The 26,976-nt window shown below is 74.2% G+C and carries 17 protein-coding genes; 8 read left to right on the top strand and 9 right to left on the bottom strand.

Annotation, left to right across the window (positions count from 1 at the left end; translation table 11 throughout):
- The first annotated feature begins 2 nt into the window (after nucleotides 1–2).
- Nucleotides 3–740 carry a nitrile hydratase subunit alpha gene (locus Ae331Ps2_RS28285; RefSeq protein WP_158071474.1) on the top strand — a complete coding sequence of 246 codons (738 nt, stop codon included), beginning with the start codon at nucleotides 3–5 and terminating at the stop codon, nucleotides 738–740.
- Between the two features lie 180 nt (nucleotides 741–920).
- On the opposite strand, the gene Ae331Ps2_RS28280 is transcribed toward Ae331Ps2_RS28285, so the two are convergent.
- Nucleotides 921–2,216 carry an SLC13 family permease gene (locus Ae331Ps2_RS28280; protein ID WP_043277774.1) on the bottom strand — a complete coding sequence of 432 codons (1,296 nt, stop codon included), beginning with the start codon at nucleotides 2,214–2,216 and terminating at the stop codon, nucleotides 921–923.
- A 73-nt stretch (nucleotides 2,217–2,289) separates the two neighbouring features.
- Nucleotides 2,290–3,381, bottom strand: coding sequence for a PrpF domain-containing protein (locus tag Ae331Ps2_RS28275; RefSeq protein ID WP_212567646.1), 1,092 nt, complete (start codon nucleotides 3,379–3,381; stop codon nucleotides 2,290–2,292).
- Nucleotides 3,382–3,642: 261 nt separating this feature from the next.
- On the opposite strand from Ae331Ps2_RS28275, the gene Ae331Ps2_RS28270 reads away from it, so the two are divergent.
- Complete coding sequence (locus tag Ae331Ps2_RS28270) at nucleotides 3,643–4,563, top strand: LysR family transcriptional regulator (protein WP_075305586.1); 921 nt, start codon at nucleotides 3,643–3,645, stop codon at nucleotides 4,561–4,563.
- A gap of 12 nt (nucleotides 4,564–4,575) precedes the next feature.
- Here the strand turns inward: Ae331Ps2_RS28270 and Ae331Ps2_RS28265 are convergent, their stop codons facing one another.
- Nucleotides 4,576–5,730: an acyl-CoA dehydrogenase family protein gene (locus Ae331Ps2_RS28265; protein WP_020623487.1), complete on the bottom strand. Its 1,155-nt coding sequence runs from the start codon at nucleotides 5,728–5,730 to the stop codon at nucleotides 4,576–4,578.
- Between the two features lie 225 nt (nucleotides 5,731–5,955).
- Between Ae331Ps2_RS28265 and benA the strand changes: the two genes are divergently transcribed.
- The 5 genes from benA to Ae331Ps2_RS28240 all read left to right on the top strand — a co-directional run bounded on the left by benA (nucleotide 5,956) and on the right by Ae331Ps2_RS28240 (nucleotide 13,955).
- Nucleotides 5,956–7,404 (top strand): benzoate 1,2-dioxygenase large subunit, encoded by a 1,449-nt coding sequence (gene benA / locus Ae331Ps2_RS28260; RefSeq protein WP_083696398.1) that lies wholly within the window; start codon nucleotides 5,956–5,958, stop codon nucleotides 7,402–7,404.
- A complete protein-coding gene (gene benB / locus Ae331Ps2_RS28255) occupies nucleotides 7,401–7,943 on the top strand; it encodes a benzoate 1,2-dioxygenase small subunit (RefSeq protein ID WP_075305587.1) in 543 nt (180 codons plus the stop codon). The genes benA and benB overlap by 4 nt, the downstream gene beginning before the upstream one ends.
- A gap of 14 nt (nucleotides 7,944–7,957) precedes the next feature.
- A complete protein-coding gene (gene benC / locus Ae331Ps2_RS28250) occupies nucleotides 7,958–10,756 on the top strand; it encodes a benzoate 1,2-dioxygenase electron transfer component BenC (RefSeq protein ID WP_075305588.1) in 2,799 nt (932 codons plus the stop codon).
- A 25-nt stretch (nucleotides 10,757–10,781) separates the two neighbouring features.
- Nucleotides 10,782–13,472 carry a LuxR family transcriptional regulator gene (locus Ae331Ps2_RS28245; protein ID WP_075305589.1) on the top strand — a complete coding sequence of 897 codons (2,691 nt, stop codon included), beginning with the start codon at nucleotides 10,782–10,784 and terminating at the stop codon, nucleotides 13,470–13,472.
- A 267-nt stretch (nucleotides 13,473–13,739) separates the two neighbouring features.
- A complete protein-coding gene (locus Ae331Ps2_RS28240) occupies nucleotides 13,740–13,955 on the top strand; it encodes a hypothetical protein (RefSeq protein ID WP_075305590.1) in 216 nt (71 codons plus the stop codon).
- Between the two features lie 30 nt (nucleotides 13,956–13,985).
- On the opposite strand, the gene Ae331Ps2_RS32800 is transcribed toward Ae331Ps2_RS28240, so the two are convergent.
- The 6 genes from Ae331Ps2_RS32800 to Ae331Ps2_RS28215 all read right to left on the bottom strand — a co-directional run bounded on the left by Ae331Ps2_RS32800 (nucleotide 13,986) and on the right by Ae331Ps2_RS28215 (nucleotide 26,248).
- On the bottom strand, nucleotides 13,986–14,201 hold the full coding sequence (locus tag Ae331Ps2_RS32800; protein ID WP_198932282.1) for an RGCVC family protein: 216 nt from the start codon (nucleotides 14,199–14,201) through the stop codon (nucleotides 13,986–13,988).
- On the bottom strand, nucleotides 14,198–15,256 hold the full coding sequence (locus Ae331Ps2_RS28235; RefSeq protein ID WP_083696118.1) for an acyl-CoA desaturase: 1,059 nt from the start codon (nucleotides 15,254–15,256) through the stop codon (nucleotides 14,198–14,200). The genes Ae331Ps2_RS32800 and Ae331Ps2_RS28235 overlap by 4 nt, the downstream gene beginning before the upstream one ends.
- 220 nt (nucleotides 15,257–15,476) lie before the next feature.
- Entirely contained in the window at nucleotides 15,477–18,974 is a 3,498-nt protein-coding gene (gene car, locus Ae331Ps2_RS28230) for a carboxylic acid reductase (RefSeq protein ID WP_075305591.1), read from the bottom strand.
- A 202-nt stretch (nucleotides 18,975–19,176) separates the two neighbouring features.
- Nucleotides 19,177–24,267, bottom strand: a complete 5,091-nt coding sequence (locus Ae331Ps2_RS28225; RefSeq protein WP_075305592.1) for a SpoIIE family protein phosphatase — start codon at nucleotides 24,265–24,267, stop codon at nucleotides 19,177–19,179.
- 95 nt (nucleotides 24,268–24,362) lie between these two features.
- Nucleotides 24,363–25,358: an amidohydrolase family protein gene (locus Ae331Ps2_RS28220; protein WP_249265545.1), complete on the bottom strand. Its 996-nt coding sequence runs from the start codon at nucleotides 25,356–25,358 to the stop codon at nucleotides 24,363–24,365.
- Nucleotides 25,355–26,248, bottom strand: coding sequence for an alpha/beta hydrolase (locus Ae331Ps2_RS28215; RefSeq protein ID WP_139318670.1), 894 nt, complete (start codon nucleotides 26,246–26,248; stop codon nucleotides 25,355–25,357). Before Ae331Ps2_RS28215 ends, Ae331Ps2_RS28220 begins: the two co-directional genes overlap by 4 nt.
- Before the next feature lie 90 nt (nucleotides 26,249–26,338).
- Here Ae331Ps2_RS28215 and Ae331Ps2_RS28210 point away from each other — a divergent pair, with 90 nt between their 5' ends.
- The gene (locus tag Ae331Ps2_RS28210; protein ID WP_075305594.1) at nucleotides 26,339–26,905 is read left to right on the top strand and encodes a TetR/AcrR family transcriptional regulator; all 567 of its coding nucleotides are present in this window, start codon (nucleotides 26,339–26,341) and stop codon (nucleotides 26,903–26,905) included.
- The last annotated feature ends 71 nt before the right edge of the window (nucleotides 26,906–26,976 follow it).

Here is a 26,976-nt window from a genome sequence, read left to right as displayed (position 1 = left end):
TGATGGTCGATCTGGTCGGACGCGCGGTGCTGCGCCGTGGGCTCACCACCACCGAGGCCGTCGACCGCTGGTACGACCACCACGCCGACGAGGTGGGGCCCCGGACCGGGGCCCGGGCGGTGGCCCGGGTCTGGTCGGGCGCCGCGCGCGACGGTGGCGCCGGCGCGCTGGGCGACGACCTGGGCCGGTGCGCCTGCGGCCGGATCTGGCGGGCCCACCACGACACCGACACCGTGCGCAACGTCGTGCTGCCCGCCGCCCCCGGCTGCAGCGGCTGGCCGGTGCTCGGGGTGCCGCCGAGCTGGTACCGGCCGCGTTCGGAGTACCTGTTCGAGACCGTGACGCCGGACGACCCCGCGGTGCGCACCGCGATCTGGACCGACTCGTCCCGCACCCACCACCTCGTGGTCCCCCGGGTGCCGGCGGGGGAGACCCGTGGCCCGGCCGACCTCGAGTCGCAGGTCGGACGGGCTGCCCTGCGTGGCGTGCCCGTCGCGTCCGACGGCCCGGCAACGCCCGGGGACCCGGAGTGGGCGCGGGCGCTGCCGGGTTACGTGCTCGACGAACGGCTCCTCGACCACCCCTGGGAGCTCCGCGCCCTCGCCCTGGTCCTGGCGATCGGCACCGACCGACCTGGCCTGCGGTCCGTCCTCGTCGGGGCTGCGGTGACCGCCCCGGTCGACGACGTCGGCGCGGGCTGGGTGCGCGCCGCCGCCGAGGCCGTCCGGCTCACCGCCTGAGCGGGGCAGCGCCGACCGCCGCCCGACCGCCGCCCGACCAGGACGACGGCCCGCGACGACGCACGACCGGCCCCGCACGGCCGTGTGCCGGTACCCGCTGCGAGCAGGTACCGGCACACGGTGCGGGTCGGCCCGGACCCCAGGTCGCGTGGAGGGACCCGGACCGACGTTGGGGGGACCTCAGAACGCCCCGGGCAGGACCAGGACCGCCCACGCGGCGAGCGGCCCGAGGGCCACGATGCCGCAGGTGTAGGTGATGACCTGGCGGTAGAAGCGGGTCCGGTCGACGCCCCGGGCGTTGGCCAGCACCAGCGCGCCGTTGGTGGAGAACGGCGAGACGTCGACGATCGTGGTCGAGATGGCCATGGCCGCGATGACACCCGCGGCGGGCAGCGAGCCGGTGAGCAGCAGCGGGATCGCCATCGGGATCACCGCGGTCAGGATCGCGGTCGAGGAGGCGAACGCCGAGGTGATGCCGACGACCAGGCAGAGGACCAGCGCGACCAGCAGCGGCGCGCCCAGGTGGACCGCGCCCTCGGAGACCCACTCGATCGTCCCGGCGTGCTCCAGCACCCCGACGTAGGTGACCATGCCGGCGACCAGCAGGATCGTCGGCCAGCTGATGCCGTCGATCGCCTTGCCCAGGTTCTCGCGGTCGAGCAGGGCCAGGACGGCGCCGGCGGCCAGTGCGAGGAAGCCGATCTGCAGGTGGAAGGCCAGCGCGCCGACGACGAGGCCGACCAGCGCGACCAGGGTGGCGCGCTGCTGCCAGGTGATGACCTGCGGCCGGGTACGGACCAGTGTCGCGACGCCGCCGCCCCCGGTGGGCAGGTCGTCGTCGGTGTCGGTGGTCTCGGGCCGCTCGACGAAGCTCTCCTCGCCCCGGTTGCGCAGCAGCAAGTAGGTGATGGCGCCCAGCAGGGCGTTGAACGCGAGGCTGGCGAAGAAGAGCACGGCCTGGGAGACCGCGAGGCCGGAGTCGGCCACGATCCCGAAGACCAGGGCACCGGAGACGGCCATCGGGGAGAACGCGCCGGCGTGCGCACCGCAGATGACCATCATGCCGATCATCAGCGGGCTGATCCGGTACTTGAAGGCGAAGTTCATGCCGATCGGCACCAGCAGCGCGACGGCGGCCGGGGTGAAGGTGCCCAGCGCGGTGAGCACCGCGGCGACGGCGAACAGCACCCAGGGCACCAGGATCGCGCGGCCCCGGACCAGGCGGATCCCCTGGTCGACCAGCAGGTCGATCGTTCCGTTGAGCTTCGCCACCGAGAACAGGTAGGTGACGCCGACGACGGTGATGAACAACGAGACCGGGAAGCCTTCGAAGATCTCCTTCTCGTCGAGACCGAGGGCGAAGGTCCCGACCACGAACGAGGCGACGAAGGCCAGGATCCCGATGTTGATCGGCAGCATCGTCGCGACGACGAACATGCCGGCCAGGACCAGGATGGAGAGGAGTTGGGGCGACATCATTGTCCTTCGGGTGAGCGGAGCGGTCCGGTGATGGGTGGGAGCCGGTCGGCGTGCCGCTCCCGGAGGGGTCTCAGGCGGCGTGCGCCGCCGCGGCGGCCGCGGTCGCGGCATCCGGAAGGGCCAGGAGGGCGTCCGCGATCCGGCGCGCGGTGCGCCGCACCGCGACCGCGGGCAGGCCGTCCCGGCTGCCGTGCACGGTGGCGATGACGCCGGCCGGGGTGTCGATCAGCAGGTCCTCCCGCTCCGTCGCGACGAGGTCGTGCAGCACGGTACCGGGAGTGCGGGCCGCCAGGGTGAGCGCGATCGAGCCGGTCACGGCCAGCGCCGGGTGCGTACGCCCCATCGACAGCATGCGGACGGCCACGTCGGACCGGCCGGGCGCACCCTCGGCGACCAGCGCCAGCTTCGGCACGGCCCGGGCGGCCTCGCGCGGGGTGCGGGCCAGGCCCATGCGGACCGCGGCCTCCCGGCGGATCACGTCGAGCCGGTCCAGCAGCCCCGGCACCGCGTCGATCTCGGCGGGCGACTCGTGCCCGGTGATCCCCACGGCCGCCGCGGGGACGACGACGACCGGTGCCCCGGCGTCGACGAGGGTGACCGCCACCCCGTGCACGACGTCGGTCGCGTTCCCGGTGGGCAGCAGCGCACCGGTGGTCCGGCCCGCGGGGTCGACGAACCACATCCGGATGCCCAGACCGGGCCGGGGGACGCCGGGGATGTACTCGTCGCCCTCTTCGACGACCCGGCCGCCGGGGGTCGGGACGTCCAGCACGATCAGCTGGCCGGTGTTGGTGTTGCGGACCCGGACGGCGGTGACGTCACCGGTCGGGCTCACCCAGCCGCGGCGCAGCGCGTAGGGCCCGACGACGGCGGAGCAGTTGCCGCAGTTGCTGGTCCAGTCGACCGCGCCGTCGGTGATGCCGACCTGGGCGAAGGTGTAGTCGACGTCGGCGTCCTCGCCGCGGGCGGGGGAGAGCACGACGGCCTTGCTGGTGGTCGAGGTGGCACCGCCGACGCCGTCGATCTGGCGCGGGTCGGGGCTGCCGTACAGGCGCAGCAGGACCTCGTCGACCGTGTGACCGTCGACGTCCAGGTCGTCGCGGTCGAAGACCCAGCACTTGCTGGTGCCGCCGCGCATCCAGGTGGCGGAGATGTCGCGCACGAGTCGCTCCCTCGTCGGCGGTGGCGGGCACCGCGGGCCGGTGTGATGGGGCGACAGTGCGCCCGACTCGGCTGCAGCACCAGCGCGTCTTCGTCGATACCTGTGAAGCCGTGCTTCACGCTCGTACGGGCCTGGAGAGCGGATTCGGGCCGTGATCCGACGTCTCCGCAGCTCCCGGGCTCGGCTAGGGTGAAGCAGACATGCAGGCCCTGGATGAGCTCTGCGATCCACCGGGCCCGAGTTCCTCGCCCGGGAGGCCCCGTGCTCGACGTCCGACGGCTCGCGCTGCTGGCCGCCGTCCTCGACGCCGGTTCGATGACGGCCGCGGCGGAGCAGCTCGGCTACTCACCGTCGGCGGTGTCGCAGCAGCTGCGCCGGCTCGAGGCCGAGGCCGGCCAGCCGCTCGTGCAACGCCTCGCCCGCGGGGTGCTGCCGACCGAGGCCGGTGCCGTGCTCGCCGGGCACGCCCGGCACGTGCTGCGCCGGCTGGAGGCCGCCGAGGCCGCCGAGGCCGACCTGGCGGAGCTCGCGGGCCTGCGCCGCGGCACGCTGGCGATCGGCACCTTCCCGACGATCGCGAGCGCCCTGATGCCGCAGGTCGTCAGCCGGTTCCGGCGCCAGTACCCCGACATCCGGCTCGACGTGCGCAGCGCCCGTTACGACGAGCTGATCGCGATGCTGGAGAGCGGGCGGGTCGGGATCTCGCTGCTGTGGGACTACGCCTGGCAGCGGGTGGACGCCGCCCAGTTCTCGCTGACCCCGTTGCTCGACGACCCGACCGTGCTCGTCGTGTCCGAGGACCACCGGCTCGCCCGCCGTCGCACCACGTCGATGACCGAGCTCGCCGACGAGGACTGGGTGGTGCGGGCGCACGACCACCCGGTCGCGGAGGTGCTGGAGCGCAGCTGCCGGGCGGCCGGGTTCTCACCGCGGATCGCGTTCGAAGCGAACGACTACCAGGAGGCCCAGGCGATGGTCAGCGTCGGGCTGGGCGTGGCGCTGGCCCCGCGCACCGCCGTCACCACGCCGCGACCCGACGTCCGGGTGCTCGGGCTCGGCCGGGAGGCGCCGTCGCGACGGGTGCTGCTGGCCCACCGGCCGGACCGCTTGCGGGCGCCGGCCGAGCTGGCCATGCACCAGATGCTCGTCGACGTGGCCCGGGAGTACCAGACCCGGGCCTGAGCGCCGCCCGTCCTACCGGTAGCCGAGCAGCCGGGCCGCCAGGTCGGTCAACACCTCGGTGGCCCCACCGCCGATGCCGAGGATGCGGGCGTCGCGGTAGTGGCGTTCGATCTCCGACTCGCGCATGTAGCCCATCCCGCCGTGCAGCTGCACCGCGGAGTCCACCACCCACTCGACGGCCTCGACCGCGGTGTTCTTGGCCATCAGCGCGGCGAGCACCATCGCGGGGTCGGTCGGCGACGTCGTCGCCGAGCGCTCCAGGGCGGCGCGCGTCACGGTGCGCGCGGCGTCGGTGCGCCGGTGCATCTCCACCAGCGTGTGCTGCACGACCTGCCGCTTCACCAGCGGTTCGCCGAACGTGACGCGGTCGCGGGCGTGGCGCACCGCGAGGTCCAGGGCGCGCTGGGCGGTCGCGTGGGCCTGCACGGCCAGGCCGAGGCGCTCACCGACGAACTGCTGCATGACCAGGGCGAAGCCGCCGTTCTCGGGGCCGACCAGGTTCGCCGCGGGCACCCGGACGCCGTCGAAGCTCAGCTCGGCGGTGTCCGAGCAGTGCCAGCCCATCTTGCGCAGCGGGGCACTCACGGTGAACCCGGGTGTGCCCGTCTCGACCACGAGCAGGCTGAGCCCGCCGTGACCCTCGCCGCCGGTGCGCACGAGCGTCGTCACGAAGTCGGCGCGGGTGCCCGAGGTGATGAAGGTCTTGGCGCCGTCGACGACCCAGTGGTCCCCGTCGCGCACCGCGCGGGTGGTCAGCCCGGCCACGTCGCTGCCGCCGCCGGGCTCGGTGACGGCGAGCGAACCGATCGTCTCCCCGGCCAGCGTCGGACGGACGAAGCGGTCGACCAGGTCGGGCGTCCCGGCCGCGACGATGTGCGGCAGCGCGATGCCGTGGGTGAACAACGAGGCGACGACCCCGGAGCTGCCGCCCGCCCCGATCAGCGCCTCGGTCGTCACGGCGACGTCGAGCCGGTCGCCGCCCTCGCCGCCGAGCGCCTCGTCGAACCCGACGCCGAGGATGCCGGCCTTCGCCGCGGCCGCGTGCAGCTCGCGGGGCAGACGGCCCTCGTCCTCCCAGCGGGGCAGGTGCGGCACGATCTCCCGCTCGGTGAAGCGGGTGACGGTGTCGCGCAGGGCGCGGCGCTCGGGGGTGTCCCAGACGGTCATGCCGGTGATCCTCTCCTGCCGACCCGGTCCGTGGCGACCGCGTCACGCCGGATCGCGACGCCGCGCGTCGTGGTCGAGACGCGGTGCGTCAGGAACCGCGGAACCGGTCCGGACCCCTGGGGCAGGACTGGGAATCCACCCAGTGTGCCCCCGCCCGCGCCGTGCGAACTTCCTGGGGACGCTGCCCTCTCCGCGCACACCGGAGTGACCACCACGGAGGACGTCATGAGTGTGGACATCGACCGTCTCGGGGCGGTGCTCGACACCGCCGTCGTCGAGGACCGCGACGCCGGGATCTACCGCGCGAACCGTCGGATCTTCACCGACGAGGAGATCTTCGACCTCGAGATGAAGCACATCTTCGAGGGCAACTGGATCTACCTCGCCCACGAGAGCCAGCTCCCGGAGAGCGGGGACTACCTCACCGGCCACATCGGCCGGCAGCCGATCCTCATCACCCGGGACCGGCACGGTGAGCTGCACTGTCTCATCAACGCCTGCGCGCACCGCGGGGCCATGCTGTGCCGCCGCAAGACCGACAACCGGCTGACGCTCACCTGCCCGTTCCACGGCTGGACCTTCCGCAACGACGGGACGCTGCTCAAGGTCAAGGAGCCCGACGGCGCCGGCTACCCGGAGAGCTTCGCGACCGACGGCTCGCACGACCTCACGAAGGTCGCCCGCTTCGAGTCCTACCGGGGGTTCCTGTTCGGGTCGCTCAACCCGGACGTGCTGCCGTTGTCCGAGCACCTGGGTGACACCACCACGGTCATCGACATGCTCGTCGACCAGTCCCCGGACGGCCTGGAGGTGCTGCGCGGCAGCTCCACCTACACCTTCGACGGCAACTGGAAGGTGCAGGCCGAGAACGGGGCCGACGGCTACCACGTCTCGTCGGTGCACTGGAACTACGCCGCCACCACCTCCCGGCGCAGCTCGGGCGAGTCGGCGAACGACACGAAGGCCCTCGACGCCGGTGGCTGGGGCAAGTCCGGCGGTGGCTACTGGTCCTACCCGAACGGCCACCTGTGCCTGTGGACCTGGGCCGCGAACCCGCAGGACCGTCCGCTGTGGAGCGAGCTGGACGCGCTCAAGGAGCGGTTCGGCGAGGCCAAGGGCGAGTTCATGGTGAAGGGCAGCCGCAACCTGTGCCTCTACCCCAACGTCTTCATCATGGACCAGTTCTCCACCCAGATCCGGATGTTCCGCCCCCTCGCTCCGGACCGGACCGAGGTGACGATCTACTGCATCGCGCCGAAGGGGGAGAGCGACGCCGCCCGCGCGCACCGGATCCGCCAGTACGAGGACTTCTTCAACGCCTCGGGCATGGCCACCCCCGACGACCTGGAGGAGTTCCGCTCCTGCCAGCTCACCTTCCACGCGACCACCGCCCCGTGGAACGACATGTCCCGCGGTGCCGAGCACTGGCTGAGCGGCCCCGACGAGGTCGCGACCGCCCTGGGCATGCCCGGCGTCATCTCCGCCGGGATGAAGAACGAGGACGAGGGACTGTTCCCGGTCCAGCACGGCTACTGGCAGCGGATCATGCGGGCCGCCGCGGCGAAGGAGGCCTCCGGTGACGGGCACGGCGCGCACGGACACGGCTCCCTGACCGCCGAGGACCGGCGCGCCGCCAACGCGCAGGCCGGCGCGGGAAGGGCCGAGGCACGATGACCACCACCGAGAAGGGCACCGGTCCCGCGGCCCCGTCCGCGGCGCCCACGCCGATCACGCAGAACGCGATCGAGCAGTTCCTGTACCGCGAGGCGCGCTACCTCGACGACCGCGAGTTCGAGAAGTGGCTCGAGTGCTACGCCGACGACGTCGTCTACTGGATGCCGTCCTGGGACGACCACGACCTGCTCACCACCGACCCGCAGCGCGAGATCTCGCTGATCTACTACGGCAACAAGGGCGGCCTGGAGGACCGGGTCTTCCGCATCCGCACCGAGCGGTCGTCGGCGACCTCGATCCCCGAGCCCCGGACCAGTCACAACATCTCCAACGTCGAGGTGATCGAGCGTCGCGGTGACCTGGCCGACGTCCGGTTCAACTGGCACACCATGTACTTCCGGTACAAGACGGTCGACCCGTACTACGGCACGTCGTTCTACACGATCGACTTCTCCGGGGACGCCCCGCTGATCCGCCGCAAGACCGTGGTGCTGAAGAACGACTACATCCACCACGTCGTCGACATCTACCACTTCTAGCAGGGAGGACGGCGATGACCGCCACCGCTGACGCACCGTCCTCCACGAGCGCCGCGCCGGGGTCCCACCAGGTCGCGCTCTCGTTCGAGGACGGTGTCACCCGGTTCATCCGGTGCCGGGAGGACCAGAGCGTCGCCGACGCGTCCTACCGGTCCCGGATCAACATCCCGCTCGACTGCTCCGACGGCGCCTGCGGCACGTGCAAGGCCTTCTGCGAGTCCGGCAGCTACGACGCCGGCTCCTACCTCGAGGACGCCCTGTCCGACGACGAGGCCGAGCGGGGATACCTGCTCGCCTGCCAGGCCAGGCCCCGGTCGGACCTCGTCCTGCAGATCGCGACGACCTCGGACGTCGCGAAGACCGCCGCGGCGACCCACACCGGCACGGTCACCGCGGTGAACCGGCTCTCGGAGACCACCGTCGACCTGCGGATCCGGATCGAGCAGCGCGACGAGCTCGCGTTCCTGCCCGGGCAGTACGTCAACATCGCCGTCCCCGGCACCGACGTCACCCGGTCCTACTCGTTCTCCAACGGGCCCGACGAGGCCGAGCTCGGGTTCCTCGTCAAGCTCACGCCCGGTGGGCGGATGTCGGAGTACCTGGACCGGCGTGCCCGGGTGGGCGACGAGATCGAGCTGACCGGGCCGCACGGCAGCTTCTTCCTGCGTGAGTCCGACGCCCCCCTGCTGTTGCTCGCGGGCGGCACCGGACTCGCCCCGATCCTGTCCATCCTGCGCACCCTCGACGCGACCGGCAGCGACCGGCCGGTGCACCTGGTCTACGGCGCGTCGACCGACGCCGACGTCGTCGAGCTCGACACCCTGCGCGCCCTCGCCGACCGGACCGGCCTGACCTGGGAGTACTGCGTCGCGGCCGAGGAGACCACCGCGCCGAACCGGGGCTACGTCACGACGCTCGTCCGGCCGGAGCACCTGCACGACGGCGACGCCGCGGTCTACCTGTGCGGGCCGCCGCCGATGGTCGAGGCCGTCCGTTCCTTCTTCGCCGAGCAGGGCCACGAGCCGGCGGGCTTCTACTACGAGAAGTTCGCGCTCGCCGCCTCCCCGGTCGAGCAGGTGGGGGAGACGGTGTCCGCCGAACCCGTGGCCGTCGCCCCCGGGCACGACGGGGGCGGGGGGAGGGCCGACGATCCGGCGGAGCCCGGGGCCGCTCCGGTGGTCCCGCCCGGGTGCGACGGTGTGCTCCCGACCCTCGGGGGCCGGGAGGGGAGGGGGATCCACGGCCGGACCGTCACGACGTTCGGGGAACCGGAACCGCGCCACGATGGCGGTCGACCGGAGTCCGTCGGCTCGACCGACGCGGTGTGGCGCATCGCCGGCCAGCGGATCGGCACCCCGTTCGTGGCAGGCGGCGAACCCACCGGCCTGGACGACGACGCCGGACTCGTCGTCAGCCCCGACGCGCGGACGGTGCAGTCCCAGGAGCTCGGACGGTCCGACGACCTCCGCCCACTGGTCGAGCGGCCCGCCGCGGCCGCTCGGTCCGGAGCGGGCGTGGTCGCCGCCGACGGCTACGAGATCGGCGAGGAGCATCCGTCGATCCGGAAGTCCGACGCGATCTTCGACGCCCGGCAGGGCCTCGAGCTCGGGGCGCTGGAGCTCGTCATCGGGCGGCTCGACACCCGGCAGATCGCCGGGTACCGGCTCCTCGCCCAGGCGACCGTGCCCTACGTCGACCGGGACGGCGAACGCTTCACCGACGCCCACGCCTACACCGAGACCAACGCCGCGTTCCACGACCCCCTGTTCACCCTGACCGGGAACGAGCACCTGCTGCGCGCCTACCAGGCGCTCGGGGTCAAGGGCGCGATGGCGGAGACGCTGCGCTCGGCGGTGTGGTGCCACCCCGACTGCGCGCAGGATCACCTCGACATCGTCGACGCGTTCGAGGCCGGCGACCGTGACGCCGCGCGGTCCCTGATCGTCGACCACGCGCGGAACTCCAAGGCGACGATGCGGCGCGCGATGCGGGACACCGACGAGCGGCGACGGCCCCGGTTCGTCACGCCGGGCCGGTTCGCCGGCAAGGTCGTGGTGGTCACCGGCGCCGCACAGGGGATCGGTGAGTGCACGGCCCGCCGGATCGTGGCCGAGGGCGGCAGCCTCGTGCTGGCCGACCGCGCCGAGCACGTCCACGAGCTGGCCGGGGAGCTGGCCGCCGACGGGGACGCGGAGTCGACGTCGATCGGCGTCACCGCCGACCTCGAGACCTGGGACGGTGCGTCCGCCGTCGTCGAGGCCGCGATCGGCAGGTTCGGCCGCGTCGACGTCGCGATCCACACCGTCGGCGGGACCATCTGGGCCAAGCCGTTCGAGCACTACCCGCCCGAGCAGATCAGGGCCGAGATCGACCGGTCGCTGTGGCCGACCCTGTGGTCCTGTCGTGCCGTCGCCCCGCACATGGTCGAGCGGGGGAGCGGGACGATCGTGAACGTCTCCTCGGTCGCCACCCGCGGGCTCAACCGGGTGCCGTACGCGGCCGCGAAGGGCGGGGTCAACGCGATCACCTCGGCTCTCGCGCTCGAGCTGGCACCGCACGGGATCCGGGTCGTCGCCACCGCACCGGGGGGAACCGACGCGCCGCCGCGACGGACCCCCCGCGGTCCGGCGCCGCAGGGCGAGCAGGAACGCGGCTGGTACGCCACGATCGTCGAGCAGACGACCGAGTCGTCGCTGATGAAGCGCTACGGCACGCTCGACGAGCAGGCCGCCGCGCTGACGTTCCTGGCCTCGGACGAGGCCTCCTACATCACCGGGACGGTCCTGCCGGTGGCAGGAGGCGACCTCGGGTGACCTCGTCGTTCGCCAGGATGGGGGCATGACGTCCCCCTCCGGCCGCGACGCCGTCGTCGACCGGCTGTCGGCGTACCGCCCGACCGCCACCGGCCCGGCGTGCACGGTCGTCCTCACCGGGCCCTCGGGCTACGGGAAGACCACCGTTCTCGACGCGCTGGTCCGCGCGACCGACGGTGTGGTCCTGCGGGCACGCGCGGCGCCCTGGGAACGGTCCCGGGCGGGCGGGGTCGTCTCCCAGCTGGCGGAGGGGATCGACGCGCGGGCCACACCGTTCGAGATCGCCGGGCAGCTCGCGGACCGGATCGGCCGCGACGGCGGCCTGGTCGTCGTCGACGACGCCCACGCGGCCGACGTGGCGTCCCTCCAGGCCCTGAGCACGCTGGTCGCCCACCATGCGCGCACGGCGATCCTGGTGGTGCTGGCCGTGGACCCCCTGCGGGCGGGGGCCGAGCAGCACGACCTCCTGGCCCGGGTCGAGCACACCGTGCGCCTGGACCCGCTCGACGCGCGCAGCATCGGCGCCATCGCCTCCGATCTCGGCCGCCCGCTCACGGCGCCGGCCGCCGAACGGCTGCGGCGCCACACCCGGGGCACGCCCCGGCACGTCGTCGCCCTGCTCACCGAGGTGGACGCCGAGGACTGGGCCGACCCGTTCCTCCGGCTCCCGCCGCCGGCGGCGACGTCGACGGCCGTGCGTGCGAGGTTGGCCGGGATCGGCGCGGGCGCCCGCGCGCTCGTCGAGGCCGTCGCGGTCCTCGGCGAGCGGGTGGAACTGCACGAGGCCGCCCGGGTCGCAGGTCTGGACGAGGTCCTGGAACCGCTGGGCGAGGCCTCCGACGCCCGTCTCGTCGTCCGCGCCGGGGGGCAGCTCGGCCCGCGGGTGAGCCCACCTGACCCGATGGTGCGGGCCGCGGTCCTGGACTCGGTGGGGCCGGCGCGCGCGGCCGCGCTCCGGCGTGCCGCCGCCGACCTCGTCGACTCCCCGGAACGCCGTCTCCGGCTCCTCGCCGCGGCGACCACCGGGCGCGACCCCGAGCTGGCCGACCGGCTCGACGCGCTGTCCGCGGACGCGGCGGCCCAGGGCCGGTGGAGCTCGGTCGCCGGTCTCCTGCTGGACGCGAGCCGTCTCGCCGACGCGCGCGTCGACCGCGAGGACCACCTCACCCGGTCGGTCGACGCGATGGTCGGCGCCGGGCAGGTCCTCGACGCGCAGGCGCTGATCCCGGCCGTCGAGGGCCAGCGGGACACACCGTTGCGCAACGCCGTGCTCGGCTATCTCGCCATCGTGCAGGGCAAGGCCGCCGAGGCGGGGGTCCGGCTCGGACGGGCGTGGGAGCTGGTCGATCCGCGCTCCGACCCGGCGACCGCGGCCCTGGTGGCTCAGCGCCACGTCCTCCACGCCCTCGCGCACTGCCGCGGAGCCGAGATCGTCGAGTGGGCCGACCGCGTCGGAGAGCACGCCGAGCCGGGGTCCCCGGCCGCGGTGGAGGCGGCGGCCATCCGGGGGCTCGGGCAGGCGGCGTCGGGCGATCCCGTGGGCGCCGCACGGTCCTACGACCGGGCCGCCGAGCAGATCCGGCACGGCGCGCAGCACCAACGGGTCACGATGGGCCGTGGCTGGCTGGCGGTCGTGACCGACGACCTGGACGAGGCGCGGCTGGAGCTCGAGGGAGCGACGCCCACCACCCTGCTGGGCGGATCGTCGCGCATCTCGCTGTGGGCATGGGGCTGGCTGGCCCGTGCCCGGTTCCTGGGTGGGGACTGGGACGGGGCGCTCGCGGCGGCCGACCGCGGCCGGGCCCTCGGCGAGCGCACGGGGATCCTGCTCACGATGCCGCTGATCGAGTGGACGGCGGCCCAGGTCCACTCGCTGCGGGGCGACACCGCGGCGGCCGACCGCGCCGCGCGGCGCAGTGAGGCGGGCGGGGCCGCCTACGAGATCATGCGGGTGCCCGCGGTCCTCGCCCGGGCCCACATCGCGGAGTCCGCCGCCGACTACGAGCGGGTCGTCCGGGTGCTCGCGCCGTTGGACAGGTCCGGCTCCGACGGGTGTCTGCGGGAGCCCGGCTGGTGGCCGTGGGCCGACGTCTACGCGAACGCCCTCGTGCTGACCGGTCGGCTCGAGGAGGCGGAGACCGTCCTCCACCGGCACGAGGCCCTCGCGGCGCGGCGCGGGCACCGGTCGACCCTGGCCCGGCTCGGCGCCGCCCGGGGCCGGTGGCACGGCGCGCACGGGGACGTCGACGCGGCCACGGAGGCCTTCGAGACAGCGGTGCGGGCGATCGACGGCATGGCGCTGCGCTACGACCTGGCCCGGATCCACCTCGCCTACGGCCAGACCCTGCGGCGTGCGGGCAAGCGGCGCGACGCCGACACGTCCCTGCTGATCGCGCGCGAGCACTTCGACGCGCTCGGAGCGACCGTCCACGTCCACCGCTGCGACCGCGAGCTCCGGGCGGGCGGGGTCGGCGCCGGTCGCGACGAGCGGGCACCGGTCGACCTGACGCCCCAGGAGTCGGCCGTCGAGGCCCTGGTCGCACGGGGGATGTCGACCCGCGACGTCGCCGCGGAGCTGCACGTGTCGCCGAAGACCGTGCAGTACCACCTGACGCGGATCTACGCGAAGTTCGGCGTGCGCTCGCGTACCGAGCTCATCGCCCGGCGCAACGACGACCGGCTCGCCCGGCCCGACCCCGGGCACGGTTCGCTCTAATCGACAACGACATCCGGTACGGTCAAGGCGTGGCTGCTCCCTCCTTCGGCGTCATGCTGTTCACCCACCGCTTCCCCGGGCAGAGTCCGGCTGGCGTCGGCCGGGTCGGGCCGGGCCGATGATGGACCATGAGGTGCTCGGCACCGGCATCGAACGGTGGCCCAGCGGGCTGCCCGACGAGCTCGGGCTGGTCCTCGCCTCCTTCACCGGGCTGGCGCCGGTGTCCGGCGCCTCGTCGACCTCGTCCGGGGGAGCGGGGCCGGGCGGGTGCTGCACGTGGAGTCCTCCGGCGAGCGCGACGCGGTGCTCGCCGCCATCGAACGCCTCGCGACCGAGGTCCTGCCCGCCGGGCCTCGGTACCAGGGTCTCCGCCGCCGCCGTCGGGCAGCCCGGCAGGCCGGGCTGCCCGACGGCGTGACACTGGTGAGCGCGGGTGCCGACCCGCTCCGGGCGCCGGGGCAGCAGCTGCTGGTGGCGGCGTAGCCGCCCCGACGGCGGGACGGCGCGGCCCGGTCACCCCTTCCGGCAGACGCACCCCTGCGAGGACCCGCCCGCGATCTTCGCCGAGCAGAACCTTCGGTCGATCGCGTCGTGGTCCTCCCAGCGGTGCGGGCAGACGGGGCAGAGGTCGCCGGGGCGGGTGTCGTCGGTGTCGGGGGCGGGTGCCGGTCGTCCATGCTGGTGGTCCTCCTCCGGAGGTTGCCCCGAGCGGACCCGGGGGCGGGTCAGGTGGCCGGCGGCCCGGCGGGGCGGCGCAGCGGGGCACCGACCGCGTGCAGGTGACGCAGGACCTCGGCGCAGGACCGCAGGGGCCCGGTGCGGGTGTAGGGCAGGCCGTGGGCGGCGCAGGACGCCTGCACGACCGGCTGGGCGCGACGCAGGTGCGGGCGCGGCATCCGCGGGAACAGGTGGTGCTCGATCTGGTAGTTCAGGCCGCCCATCGCGAGGTCGAGCACCCGACCGCCGAGCACGTTGCGCGAGGTCGACACCTGCTTGTGCAGGTGGTCCAGACGCAGGCCCGCCGGGACGACCGGCATCCCCTTGTGGTTCGGCGCGAACGCCAGCCCCATGTACACGCCCCACAGCCCCTGGTGGACGACGACGAAGGCGACCGCCTGCAGCGGGTCGAGCACCCAGAACACCGCGCCCAGGTAGCCGACCGCGTGCGCGACGAGCAGCGCCGCCTCCAGCCGCGGGCGGGGGACCTGACGACGGACGACTGCCCGGACGGCGGTGACGTGCAGGCTCCAGCCCTCCAGGAACAGCAGCGGGAGGAACAGGTAGGCCTGGTGGCCGATCATCCACCGGACCGGCCCGCGTGCGGCGGCGGCCTGCTCGGGGCTGAAGGCGAGGAACGGGATGTCGATGTCCGGGTCGTCGTCGGCGTGGTTGGGATGGGCGTGGTGGGCGGTGTGCTGGGTGACCCAGGCGCCGTAGCTCAGCCCGACCAGCCCACCGTGGAGGTGGCCGACGACGTCGTTGGCGCGCCGGCCGGCGAAGATCTGGCGGTGGCCCGCGTCGTGGCCGATGAAGGCCAGCTGCGTGGTCACGACCGCGAAGAACACCGCGGGCAGCAGCTGCCACCACGACGGCCCGAGCCATACGAACGCGGCGACGCCGCCGGCGAGCAGGACGGCGTTCGCCGCGAACAGCAGCAGGTAGGGGCGGCGGGCCTCGCGCAGCAGGCCGGCGTCGGAGACCAGGGTGGCGAGCTCACCGAACCCGCCCGCGGTCGCCGCAGGGGTGGGGTGGGCGGGCGTGCCCGCGGGTGGGGACGTCGTCATGCGTGTGCTCCGGTCGGCCCTCGGGACACGTGGCGGGCGGTCCTGACGACCGCGCGGCCGACGCGTCGGAACGAGCCGCCGGGTCGGGGCGACCACGGGACCCGGCCGGTCGCCCCAGGGGAGGAACCGCGCCACGGACGGCACGGTCACGCTCCCGTACCGTGACACACGGTGCGACCCCCGGCAATCGGTGGAGCCGCACCGTGTATCACGGTCCCGGTCAGACCAGGCCGAGCAGCCGCACGTCGGCGTCGTACTTCTCGATCAGCGCCCGGTCCAGGTGCGGGATGTCGGTCCAGCCGCCCGGCCGGGCCGCCTGCACCGCGGCCCGGAACGCCGCCGTCGGCGCCGCGCTGCCGGGCACCGCGTCGGCCGGCTTGTCGTAGGAGCGCAGCACCGGCAGCAGGGAGTGCTTGCGCTGCTGCTCGGGCAGCCCGCGCAGTGCGGTCTCGACCCGGTCGCGCCACTCCACGTAGTCGTCGAGACGGGTGATGGTGTGGCCCGCCTCCACCAGCCAGTCGACGAAGGTGTCGAGCGAGATGCCGTCGTCGTGCGGGTTGAACAGGTGGAAGGTGCGGAACCCGGCCGAGCCGTCGGTACCGATCCCGTCGACGGCGGCGGCGCTGAAGTCGACCGGCAGCCCGTCGTAGTGCGCGCGGGCCCGGCCCCCGTCGGGGCCCGGCTCGTAGAACGACGCCGGGGCCAGCCCGGTCGCGAGCAGGGTGACGATCAGCCGGGTGAACACGTCCGGCACGTTGAGCTGCCCGGCCCAGCGGGTGTGGGCCAGGATCATGTCCGACCGGAACACCGTGACCGGCAGCCCGCACAGGTCGTGCGCCTCGCGCAGCAGCACCTCGCCGGCCCATTTGCTCATGGCATAGCCGTTGGCGTAGCCGTCGTGGACGTGGCGGACCGCGCTCATCTCGCGGATGTCGGTCTCCTCGGCGAACGAGCCCGCCGGGATCTGGTCGGCGACGCCGATCGTCGACAGGTACACCACCGGCTTGAGCCGGGTGGTGAGCGCGAGGCGCACGACCTCCGCGGTGCCGACGACGTTCGGGCCGAACAGCTGGCCGTAGGGCAGCACGTGGTTGACCAGCGCACCGGGGTGCAGCACGACATCGACCTCGGAGGCGAGCCGCTCCCAGGTCGGCTCGTCGAGTCCGAGTCGCGGCGAGCCGAGGTCGCCCGCGAGGACCTCCAGGTGCTCCTCGGCGAGCGCGCGGTAGTGACGCAGCAGCTCCGGGTCGCCGGAGTCGAAGGTCTCGTCGAGCCGGCGGCGGGCGGCGGCGTCGTCGGAACCGCGGACCACGCAGACCACGGTGCCGCCGGTGCGCGCGGCCTGTTCGAGCCGGTCCAGGCACATGAAGCGGCCGAGGAAGCCGGTGGCCCCGGTGAGCAGCACGGTCCGCGGCTCGCCCGCGGCCGGCGCGGGCAGCCCGGGGGCGGCGGCGAGGGTGGCGGGGTCGAGGAAGGCGTCGAGGCGCAGGTGCTCCGCCCGGATCTCGACGGCGTCGGGTCCGTGCACGCTCGCCGGGGTCGGGACGGCGTCGCCGTCGCGCAGCCGCTCGATGTGCGCGGCGACCGACCGCAGGTCACCGGCCGGGTTGATGACGACGCCGACCGGGACCTCGACGCCGAACACGTCGTGCAGCAGGTTCGAGAAGCTCAGCGCCGACAGCGAGTCGCCGCCCAGGTCGAGGAACGTCGCGTCCGGCGTGACCTCGGTGCTGGAGGCGCCGAGCAGCGCCCGGGCGGCGCGGATCACCGTCTCCTGCACCGGCTGGTCGGCACCACTCGCCCGCAGCGCGGCCAGCTCGTCGTTCTCGGCGCGCGCCAGCTCGGCGTAGAGCTGGTCGAGCCGCTCGCCGTAGCGCTCGCGCAGCCGCGGGCGCAGCAGCTTGCGGATGTCGGAGAGCAGGCCGTTGGCCATGCTGAACGGTTCCGGCTCGACGATCAGGTCGCGCGGGATCTCGTACGGTTCGAGGCCGGCACGGCGCGCGGTGCGCTGCACCGCCGCGGTCAGCTCGCCGTGCAGCTCCTGCGGGTCGGAGACGCGGTCGAGCAGGTCCTGCGACGGGACGACGACGGCGAGCAGGTAGGGCCGGTCGCTGTTGCCGTGGACGAAGACCTGCCGGATCGCCGGGTCGTGGGTGAGGGCTGCCTCCACCTTGGACAGGGCGACGAACTCGCCCTGGGAGAGCTTCTGCACGTTGTTGCGACGGTCGACGTAGACGAGCCGGTCCGGCCCGACCTGGGCCATGATGTCGCCGGTGCGGTAGTAGCCGTCGTCGTCGAAGACCGAGGAGGTGACCTCGGGGCGGTGGTAGTAGCCGGGGAAGATGTCGTCGGTCCGCACCAGGAGCTCACCGCGCGGGTGCGGGTGGTCGTCGGTGTGGTAGCCGAGCTCGGGGACGTCGACCAGCTTCCAGGCGGTCACCGGCGGGGACTGGACGACGCCGTCGATGAGCACGACCCCGCACTCGGTGGAGCCGTAGCCCTCGTGCAGCGGCACGCCGAGCACGGCCTGGGCGAACTCCTTCATCTCCGGGGAGATGGGGGCGCTGCCGACGAGTGCGCGCAGGATCCGGCCGCCGAGCACCCGCTCGCGCAGGTCGTCGAGGACGGCCCGTTCGGCGGCGGCGGGGTCCCCGCCGTCACCGGAACGCGCGTGGAGCTCGGACTGGAAGAGCTGGAACAGCATGTCGAAGATCCGCGGCACCACGTGGAACTCGGTCGGCCGGGCGAGCGCGAGATCCTCGAACAGGGTCGACAGGTCCGACCGGGCGACGAAGTACGCGATGCCGCCGGAGCCGAGCGTGCTCAGCAGCACCGTACGGCCCATCATGTGGCTGAGCGGCATGAAGTTCAGGCTGATCGTCGGGCGGGTGGCGGGCAGGCTCATCGCGTGGCCGCTCCAGGCGCGCCACTGGGCCCGCTGCGGGTACATCGCCCCCTTCGGGGCGCCGGTGCTGCCGGAGGTGTAGATCAGGACCGCGAGGGGGTCGTCGTCGCCGTCGGGGGAGTGCAGCGGGGCGAGCGGGAGCTGCGCGGCGCCGTCCAGGACCTCGTCGAGGGTCTGCACCGTGGGCAGCGCGACGGCGGCCTCGGCGAGGGCCTCGCGCTCGTCGTCGATCTCGGGGTGGTGGTCGAACACGACCAGGCGTGGGGTCCGCTCGGCGGCGCGGGCCAGCTCGACGGCCTTGCCCAGGTACTCCTGGCTCGTGGCGAGCACGACCGGGGCGGTCTCGTCGACGATCGCCTGCAGCTGCGGCAGCGCCGAGCTGGGCTGCAGGGGTACCGCGACGGCGCCGAGGGCGACGACGGCGAGGTCCACCGTCGCGTACTCGGTGCTGGTGAACCCGATCGTCGCCACGAAATCGCCCGGCCGGACACCGGAGGCCGCCCAGGCGGTGGCGAGCCGGCGGGCCCGCTCCCAGGCCTGGGCGTAGCTGAGGGTGGAGAAGCTGGGCAGCAGCCGCAGGGCCGTCCGGCCGGTCGCGGGATCGGTGTAGGGCTCGGTGTCGCGCTGGGCGAGGGCGGGCCGGTCGCCGTAGCCGGTCATGATGCGGTCGACCGCGGCGGCGAGACCGGGTCCCGCCCCGAGTGCGGCCGCGCGGACGGTCTCGTCGGGCCTCGCGGCCCGGTACTGCGGATCGTTCTCGTCGAGGTCCGCCGCCAGGCGCTCGGCCCGGGCCTCCGGATCGGTGACGTTCACTCAGGCACCCACTTCCTCGTCCGTTCGCGTCCTCCGGCCCGTCCGGGAGGGACGGCCACCAGGGGTTAGCTTTCCTAAGTATTACTCCGCGAAACGACCTTGGGCCATGTGATCGTCGTCGCGATGTGCTTGCGCGACACAAGCATTCGTGGTTTGAGCACGCGTCGTGCGCTTTTCGTAGAGCGCTTGTCGACGGCCGTGATCAGGGCTGGAGTGGCCCCAGACCGACGAGCTCCAGGGCCCGCCGGGCGGGTCCGGGCGACACCGTGATCCGCAGGCGGTGCCCACCGGCGGCCGCGCGGTCGCCCGCCTCGGCGAGCAGCGCGGCGCCGTTGCTCGCGACGTAGGCGGCGCCGTCCACGACCAGGTCGACCGACCCGGACGCGGCGAGCTCCAGCAGCCGGTCCCGCACGTCGCCGGCACCGGCGAGGTCGAGGTCGCCGTCGAGCAGCACCTGCACGACCCCGTCGCGGCGTCCGTGTGCGCGCAGCACGGTGGTCCGCCGGTCCTCCGACTCCCGCGGCCGGTGGACCGCCGCGGAGTGCGGCGCGGTGGGACGGGCCGTCGGGGCGATCCGCATGCGCACCGCCGTCCCGCCGTCGGTGTGCTCGATCTCGCTGCTGCTCGCGATCGCCCGGATCATCGCCAGACCGAGCCCGCGGTGGCCGGGGTCGCTCGGCGGCGGCCGCCATCGGCCGTCGTCGGAGACGCACGCGCTCACCCCGCCCGACGGCGTGTAGCCCAGGTGGAGCCGGACGTCACCGGGCGGGTCGAACCCGGCGTAGCCGTGTTCGACGCTGTTGGCGGCGGCCTCGTCGATCGCGCGGACCAGGTCGTCGCCGAGGTCCTCGCCCAGACCCACCTGGTCGGCCCAGCGCCGGACCCGGCGGCGCATGCCCCTCAGCTCCCGGGCGGACCCGGGGACGGTGAGGTCGATGTCGGGCGGCAGGACGCGGACGCAGACCAGCGCCGCGTCGTCGGTGTGCGCGGCGCCGGCCAGGGCCCGGTCGATGATCTGCCCGGCGAACTGCTCCGGCGGCAGCCCGGCCACCTCGGTGGCGATCCCGGCCAGCCGGTCCAGTCCGTCGTCGACGACCTCGCCGCGGCGCTCGACGAGCCCGTCGGTGTAGAGCACCAGCGTCTGCCCGGCGGCGATGGGGGCGACCCCCTCGCGGAAGGCCGGCCGGCCGCGGATCCCCAGGACGGGGTTGTGCCCGCCCGCGAGGTAGCCGCCGCCGTCCTCGTCGACGACCAGCACGGGCAGGTGTCCGGCCCGTGCCCAGCGCAACTCCCCGCGGCCGGGGTCGACGACCACGCAGGCCGCCGTCGAGTAGCGGGCGCCGGGGATCCAGGTCGCGAACTCGTCGAGCAGCTCCAGCGCGGACGCGGGGTCGCGACCCTGGCGGACGGCGCCGGAGAGGACGGTGCGCAGCTGGGCCATCACCGCGGCCGCGGCGACGCCCTGCCCGACGACGTCGCCGACCGACAGCCCGATCCGCCCGTCGCCGAGGTCGACGACGTCGTACCAGTCGCCGCCGGCCTCGGTGCCCGCGGCGCCCGCCTGGTAGCGCACCGCGATCTCCACGGTGTCGAGGTCGGGCAGCCGGATGGGCAGCAGCGTCCGCTGCAGGGTGTGCGCGACCTCCCGCTCGGCGCGGTAGAGCCGGGCGCGTTCGAGGGCCTGCGCGGCCGGGTCGGTCAGGGCGAGCAGGGTGGCGCGCTCGCTGGGTGGCAGCGGCCGCGGCGTCATGAACGCGGTCGCGATGACACCGACGGTGCGGGCGGCGGTGACCAGCGGGAGGGTGAAGACGGTCAGGTGGCCGAGGCGGTCGAGCAGCTCGGCCGTCTGCGGGTGGCGCTCGCGCCAGTCGGTGCCCGGTTCCAGCCACAGCGCGCGGGCCTCGCGGGCGGTCACCGCGGCCGGGATCGGCGAGCTCAGCGGCACCTCCTGCCACGCCTGCGGGTCGGCGACGTCGTGCAGGGCCAGCGCCCGCAGGTGCTGGGCGGTCGGGTCGAGCTCGTAGACCGCGATGCGGCAGGGGCCGAGCAGCGCCCGCAGGTGGGTGACGACGGTCCGGGCCACCTCGGTCGGGTCGGCGGCCGCCGACAGCTCGGCGGTGGCCTGCTGCAGCAGCGCCAGCCGGTCGGCGTTGGCCCGCTCGTCCGCGAGCAGCAGCGCGTTGTCGAGTGCGAGCGCGGCGCGGTCGGCGAGGTCGGTGACGAGCTCGATGTCGTCGGGGGCGTACGGCGTGGTCTGCGGGCCCCGCACCAGGACCAGGACGGCCAGCGTCCGGCCGCGCGCGGTCAGCGGGACCCCGACCGCGGAGCGCGCCGGGATGGCCGAGCCCGGGACCGTCGCGCCGGGGGCGGTGTCGTCCCACAGGACCGCGGCGCCCGCATCGAGCACCTGCCGGCCGAACGAGGTCTCGTCGGGGCGCTCGTCGAGCAGCGCCTCGGTCGTGGTGTCCGGAGCGGCCCCGGCGGCGCGGACGAGCTGCCCGGCCTCGTCGACGCGGCGGACCGTGCACACGTCGGCCAGCCGGGTCTCGACGAGCAGGGCGGTCAGGCGCCGCAGCCGGTGGTCGACGTCCTCGGCGGTGTCCAGCTCCCGGCTGAGCCGGGCGAGCAGCGCCTGGCGTTCGGACTCGCGGTAGCGCACGGTGATGTCGGTGCCGCTGCCCACCCAGCCGGTCACGGCCCCGTCGGCGTCGGTGTGCAGCGGGACGGCGTGCTCGAGGATCCAGCGGAAGGCGCCGTCGGCGCGGCGGAGCCGGTACTCGATCTGCCAGCCCGTCCCGGACGCGACCGCGCGGGAGAACCGGTTGCGGTAGCGCTGCCGGTCGTGCGGGTGCAGCCCGTCGGTCCAGCCGTCGTCGAGGTCGGCGGAGGCCTCCCGGCCGGTGAACTCCTGCCAGCCGGAGTTGACGTAGGTCCGCGCGCCGTCCGGGTCGGCGACCCAGATCAGGGCCGGTGCCAGGTCGGCCATCGCGGTGAACCGGGCCTCGGCCTCGCGGCGGACCCGCCCCAGCTTCAGGTGGGCGTTGCCCCGGGCCACGAGCTCGGCCGCGGAGAACGGCTTGACCAGGTAGTCGTCCGCACCGGCGCCCAGGCCCTCGATCGCGGCCTCCTCACCGGCGCGGGCGGAGAGCAGCAGGACCGGCACCCCGGCCGTCCGACGGTCCCCGCGCAGCGCTGCGAGCAGCTCCATGCCGTCGAGGACGGGCATCATGATGTCGGTGACGACGAGGTCCGGCGGGCGTTCCCGGGCCGCGGTCAGCGCGGACTTCCCGTCCTCGACGAGCTGGACCTCGTACCGGTCGGCCAGCAGCCGCTGCAGGTACTCCCGCATGTCGGCGTTGTCGTCGGCGACGAGGATCCGGCCCGCGGAGGCCGGCGCGTCCGGACCCGCGACGCTCGCCGGGACGGGTGCCGGGGCCGGTGCCGGGTCGGGCAGCCAGCGCAGCGCCTCGCCGACGAACGCCTCCGACGTCGCGGTGGGTGCGCTCCCGGACGCGGTGTCGGCGACGCGGTCCGGATCGAGGTGCGCGGTGCCGGTCGGGATCCGGACGGTGAAGGTGGTGCCGGTGCCCGGTGTGCTCGCCGCGGTGATCGTCCCGCCGTGCAGGGTGACCAGCTCGCGGGTCATGGCGAGCCCGATGCCCGACCCCTCGGTCGAGCGGGCGCGGGTGCCGGCGATGCGGTGGAACCGCTCGAACAGCCGGGGCAGCTCCTCGGCGGGGATCCCGGCCCCGGTGTCGGCGACGGTCAGCTCGACCGCGCTGTCGCCGTCGGCGCGCAGGGCGACCGCGACGCGGCCGTCCAGGGTGAACTTCAGCGCGTTGGACAGCAGGTTGAGGACGACCTTCTCCCAGGACTCCCGGTCGACGTGGACCGGGCAGGGCAGCGGCGGACAGTCCACCGTGTAGTCCAGCCCGGCGCGCTCCATCGCCGACCGGAACAGGCTGCTCAGCTCGGTGGTGAAGGCGGCGAGGTCGGTGGGCTCGAACGTCGCGCGCAGCCGTCCGGCCTGCAGCCGGGAGAAGTCGAGCAGCGTGGTGACGAGCCGTCCGAGGCGCAACGCGTTGCGGTGCACGACGTCGAGCTCCGCGGCGAGCCGGTCCGGCTCCGGCGGGGCGTCGCGCAGCTGCTCGACCGGTCCCATGATCAGTGTCAGGGGCGTGCGGAACTCGTGGCTGACGTTCGAGAAGAAGTCGGTCTTGGCGCGGTCGAGCTCGGCGAGCGCCTCCGCACGCTCACGCTCTGCCTCGTAGGCGCCCGCGGCGACCAGCGCGGCCTCGACCTGGCCCGCCAGGAGGTCGACGAAGGCCCGGTAGCGCTCGTCGAACAGCCGGAACGGGTTCAGTCCGACGACCAGTGCGCCCCGGATCAGGGTCTCGCCCTGCGCCCCGGCGAGCGGGACCAGCACGGCGTGCGACGGCGGCCGGTCCCAGGCGCCGCGGGGCAGCTCCGGCAGGTGGGCGGCGAGGTCGTCGACCACGGCCGTGCCGCCCTCGCGCACCGCGGCGAGCGGCCAGCCCGCCGGTTCGGCCACGGGCGCGTCCGGCGCGACGCCGGTGGAGCCGACCAGCCCGGTCCCGCCGTCCTCGGTGAACTCGTAGACCAGGGCGAACGGCAGGTCCTGCGGGTTGCGGGCCAGCGCCCGCCCGGCCGCGGAGTACACCTGCGCCCGGGTCCGGGTCGGCCCCAGGTCGGCGGCGAGGTCGCGCAGCGTCTGCATGCGGCGTTCGCTGAGCACGCGGTCGGTGTTCTCGGTGACCACGCAGAGCATCCCCGCGACGGCGCCGTCCTCGTGCAGCGGGCTGTAGGAGAAGGTGTGGTAGGTCTCCTCGAGGTAGCCGCTGCGTTCGAGGAACAGCAGGAGGTCCTCGCTCCAGGTGGCCCCTCCGCCGGCGAGCACCGACGCGATCATCGGGCCGACGTCGTCCCAGACCTCGGCCCACACCTCGCGGGCGGAGCGGCCGAGCGCCCACGGGTGCTTGTCGCGCAGCGTGTCGCGCCGGTAGGCGTCGTTGTAGAACATCGTGAGGTCAGGGCCCCACGCCATCCACATCGAGAACCGGGAGTCGAGCAGCATCCGGACGACGCTGCGCAGCTCGGGCGACCACTGCTCGGGCGGGCCGAGCGGGTGGGCGGACCAGTCGTGTGCTGCCATGGCGGCGTTGACCAGGTCCGGCGGCGGACCCGGGCGTGCGGGAGCGCGGTTCGGGCCGGGTGGGCCGTCGGTCCCCGCCGGACGCGGGCCCGGATCGTCCGCGTCGTCGTCGCCTCGCATGTGCCTCTTTCCCCGCCCCGTCGGAGCTCGACGAAATCTAGCCGACGACGGGCGGGAGCGCCCGGACCGTGCGCCCACCCGAACGCGTCGTCGGCCTACCGCCGGATGCCGGCGCGGAGCCGGTCCCAGGTGCCGGACGCGACGAGGGCACGGTCGGACGCGGGGAGCGGGGCCTCGGTGAGGAAGGCTCGGGCGTCGAAGTCGTGGGGTCCGTTGAACGGGTAGTCGGTCGCGTGCATGATCCGGTCGATGCCGACGACCTCGGCGCTCCACCGCAGGTAGCGGTGGCTGGCGATGCCGCCCGGAGTCACGAACACGTTGTCCCGCACGTAGTCGGCCAGCGGGCGGTCGAGCCCGGAGGCCCGGTCCAGCAGGGCACTGCGGTCGAGGAAGAACAGGACGGTCTCACCCCAGTGGCCCAGGACGACCTGCAGATCCGGGAACCGGTCGAACACTCCGGCCAGGACGAGCCGCAGCAGCGCGACACCGGTCTGGTGGTGCCAGCCGAGCCCGCCGGTGCGCAGGAGGCCGAATCCGTCGTAGTAGGCGTCGGTCACCGCGGGCGGCGGGACCGCGGGATGGAGGTGGATCGGCGCGCGCAGGTGCTCGGCGGCCTCGAAGATCGACCAGTACTTCTGGTCGTCGTGGAACACCCCGTCGGTGAGCGAGTGCAGCATCGCGCCGTCGAGCCCGAGCTCGGTGACGGCCCGTCCGAGCTCACGCGCGGCGGACTCGGGGTCGGGTGTGGCGAGCGTGGCGAAGCCCTGGAGACGATCGGGACGGCGGCGCACGGCGTCGGCGATGACGTCGTTCGTCGGGCCCTGCAGCGCGACGGCCTCGGCCCTGGGCAGGCTCTGCAGCCCGGGGGTGGTCAACGAGAGCACCGCGGTGTCGACGTCCGCGACGTCCATCGCGTGCAGCCGGTCCTCGCCGAGGTCGAGCAGCGGCGCCGTCACGGTCCCGGCGACGGTCCAGCGCAGCACCGGGTCGGTCAGGTCGGGATCGTGGCGGCGCCAGGCGGCGAGCACGTCGGCGGTCGCCATGTGCTCCTCCAGCGCGACGATCCGCGGGGTGGTCGGGGGCGCGTTCACCGGGACTCGATCCGGCCGAGGGGGCTGCCCGCGAACGCGGAGGACGCCTCGGACCACGCGGGATCGGCGGGATCGAGCGCGGTGCACAGGTAGGCGGTGCTCAGCTGCTGCAGGGCGGCGACCCGCTTGGGGTTCTCGTCGGTGGTCTCGGCGGCCTCGTAGCCGGGGATCCCGCCGAGCGAGTGCTCGGCGCCGTACAGCGTGAGCAGGGACTTCCCGGGCGGGCTGAGCCGGTACGGGTCCGCGCTCCACTGCGGGCCGCGGGTGGTCAGCGGGTTCGCGTCGGCGTCGCCCATGACGACGAGCGCGGGCCCGGCCATGGCGGAGAACTCGGCGTCCAGCCACGGGAGCTGCTCGATCACGCCGGGGGCGAGCGAGTCTCCGCCCCGGCCCGCCGTCGCCAGCAGGACGGCGGCCCGCACGCGGTCGTCGGAGAGATCGGTGACGTCGCCGGTGGCGGGGTCGCGGACCTGCAGGCCGAGCAGCATGCCCGCGGTCTGCCCGCCGAACGAGTGCCCGGCGGCGACGACGCGGTCGCGGTCGAGGCGTCCGTGCAGGGCCGGGGCCGCGGCCTCGACGGTGTCGAGCCCGTCGAGGATCCGGGTCATGTCCCGGACCCGGTGGCGCCACAGCTGCGGCCGGCGCGGGTCGTCCGGGGCGAGCCCGAGGGTGCGCGAGTCGAGGAACGTCGGCTGGATCACCGCGAACCCGTTCGCCGCCCAGTGGTCGGTGAGCGGGCCGTAGGCGCGCAGCGACGACCCGAAGCCGTGCGCGAACAGCAGGACCGGGACGGGGTCGTCGCCGACCGGGACCGACACGCGCAGCTGCAGGTCGGGACCGCGGTCCGGGGCGGGCAGCGTCACCGGTGCGACGGACAGGACGGGACTCATCGAGGTCACCCAACTTTCTAGAACGACTGTGCTAGGAATTATTCGTAGAACGATCGTGATAGAAAGTCAAGCCGACGAGGGGAGGGCGAGATGGTGGGACGACCGGTCGACCACCGGCGCCGCGCGGAGCTGCTGGACGCGGCGGTGGACCACGCGGCCGAGCAGGTGTTCACGGAGCTGTCGTTCCGGTCGGTCGCGGCCGCGCTCGGCGTGTCGACGACGACGTTGGTGCACCACTTCGGGACCAAGGAGCGGATGCTGGAGGCGATCCTGGAGCGGTTGCGCGAGCGCGTGGTCGTGGGCACGGCGACACTGGCCGGCCCGGGCGCGGGCCTCGCGACGGCGGCGCGCGCGGTGTGGGAGTGGAGCACCGACCCGCGCCGGGAGGCCACGTTCCGGCTCTTCTTCGCCGTCTACGGGCGGGCCGTGCAGTCGCCGGAGGCGTTCGCGGACTTCCTGGACCGGATCGGCGCCGAGTGGACGCTGTCGCTGCGTGCGGCGCAGGGGTCCGGCGTCGAGCCGGACGAGGCGGAGTCCCGGGCCACGCTGGTGGTCGCGACGATCCGTGGTCTGCTGCTGGACCTGCTCGCGGGGGGTGACCGGCGGCGGATCGAGCGGGCTGCGGAGCTGTTCCTGTCCGGCCTGGAGGACGGCTGAGCGATCCGAGCCTGCCCGGGAACAGGCGACGAGGAAACTAATCCGAGTCAGGATGATCTGAGTCGGTACTA

This window comes from Pseudonocardia sp. Ae331_Ps2, assembly GCF_001932405.1.
Classification (GTDB): domain Bacteria; phylum Actinomycetota; class Actinomycetes; order Mycobacteriales; family Pseudonocardiaceae; genus Pseudonocardia.
This window is presented reverse-complemented; position numbering and strand designations above follow the sequence as displayed.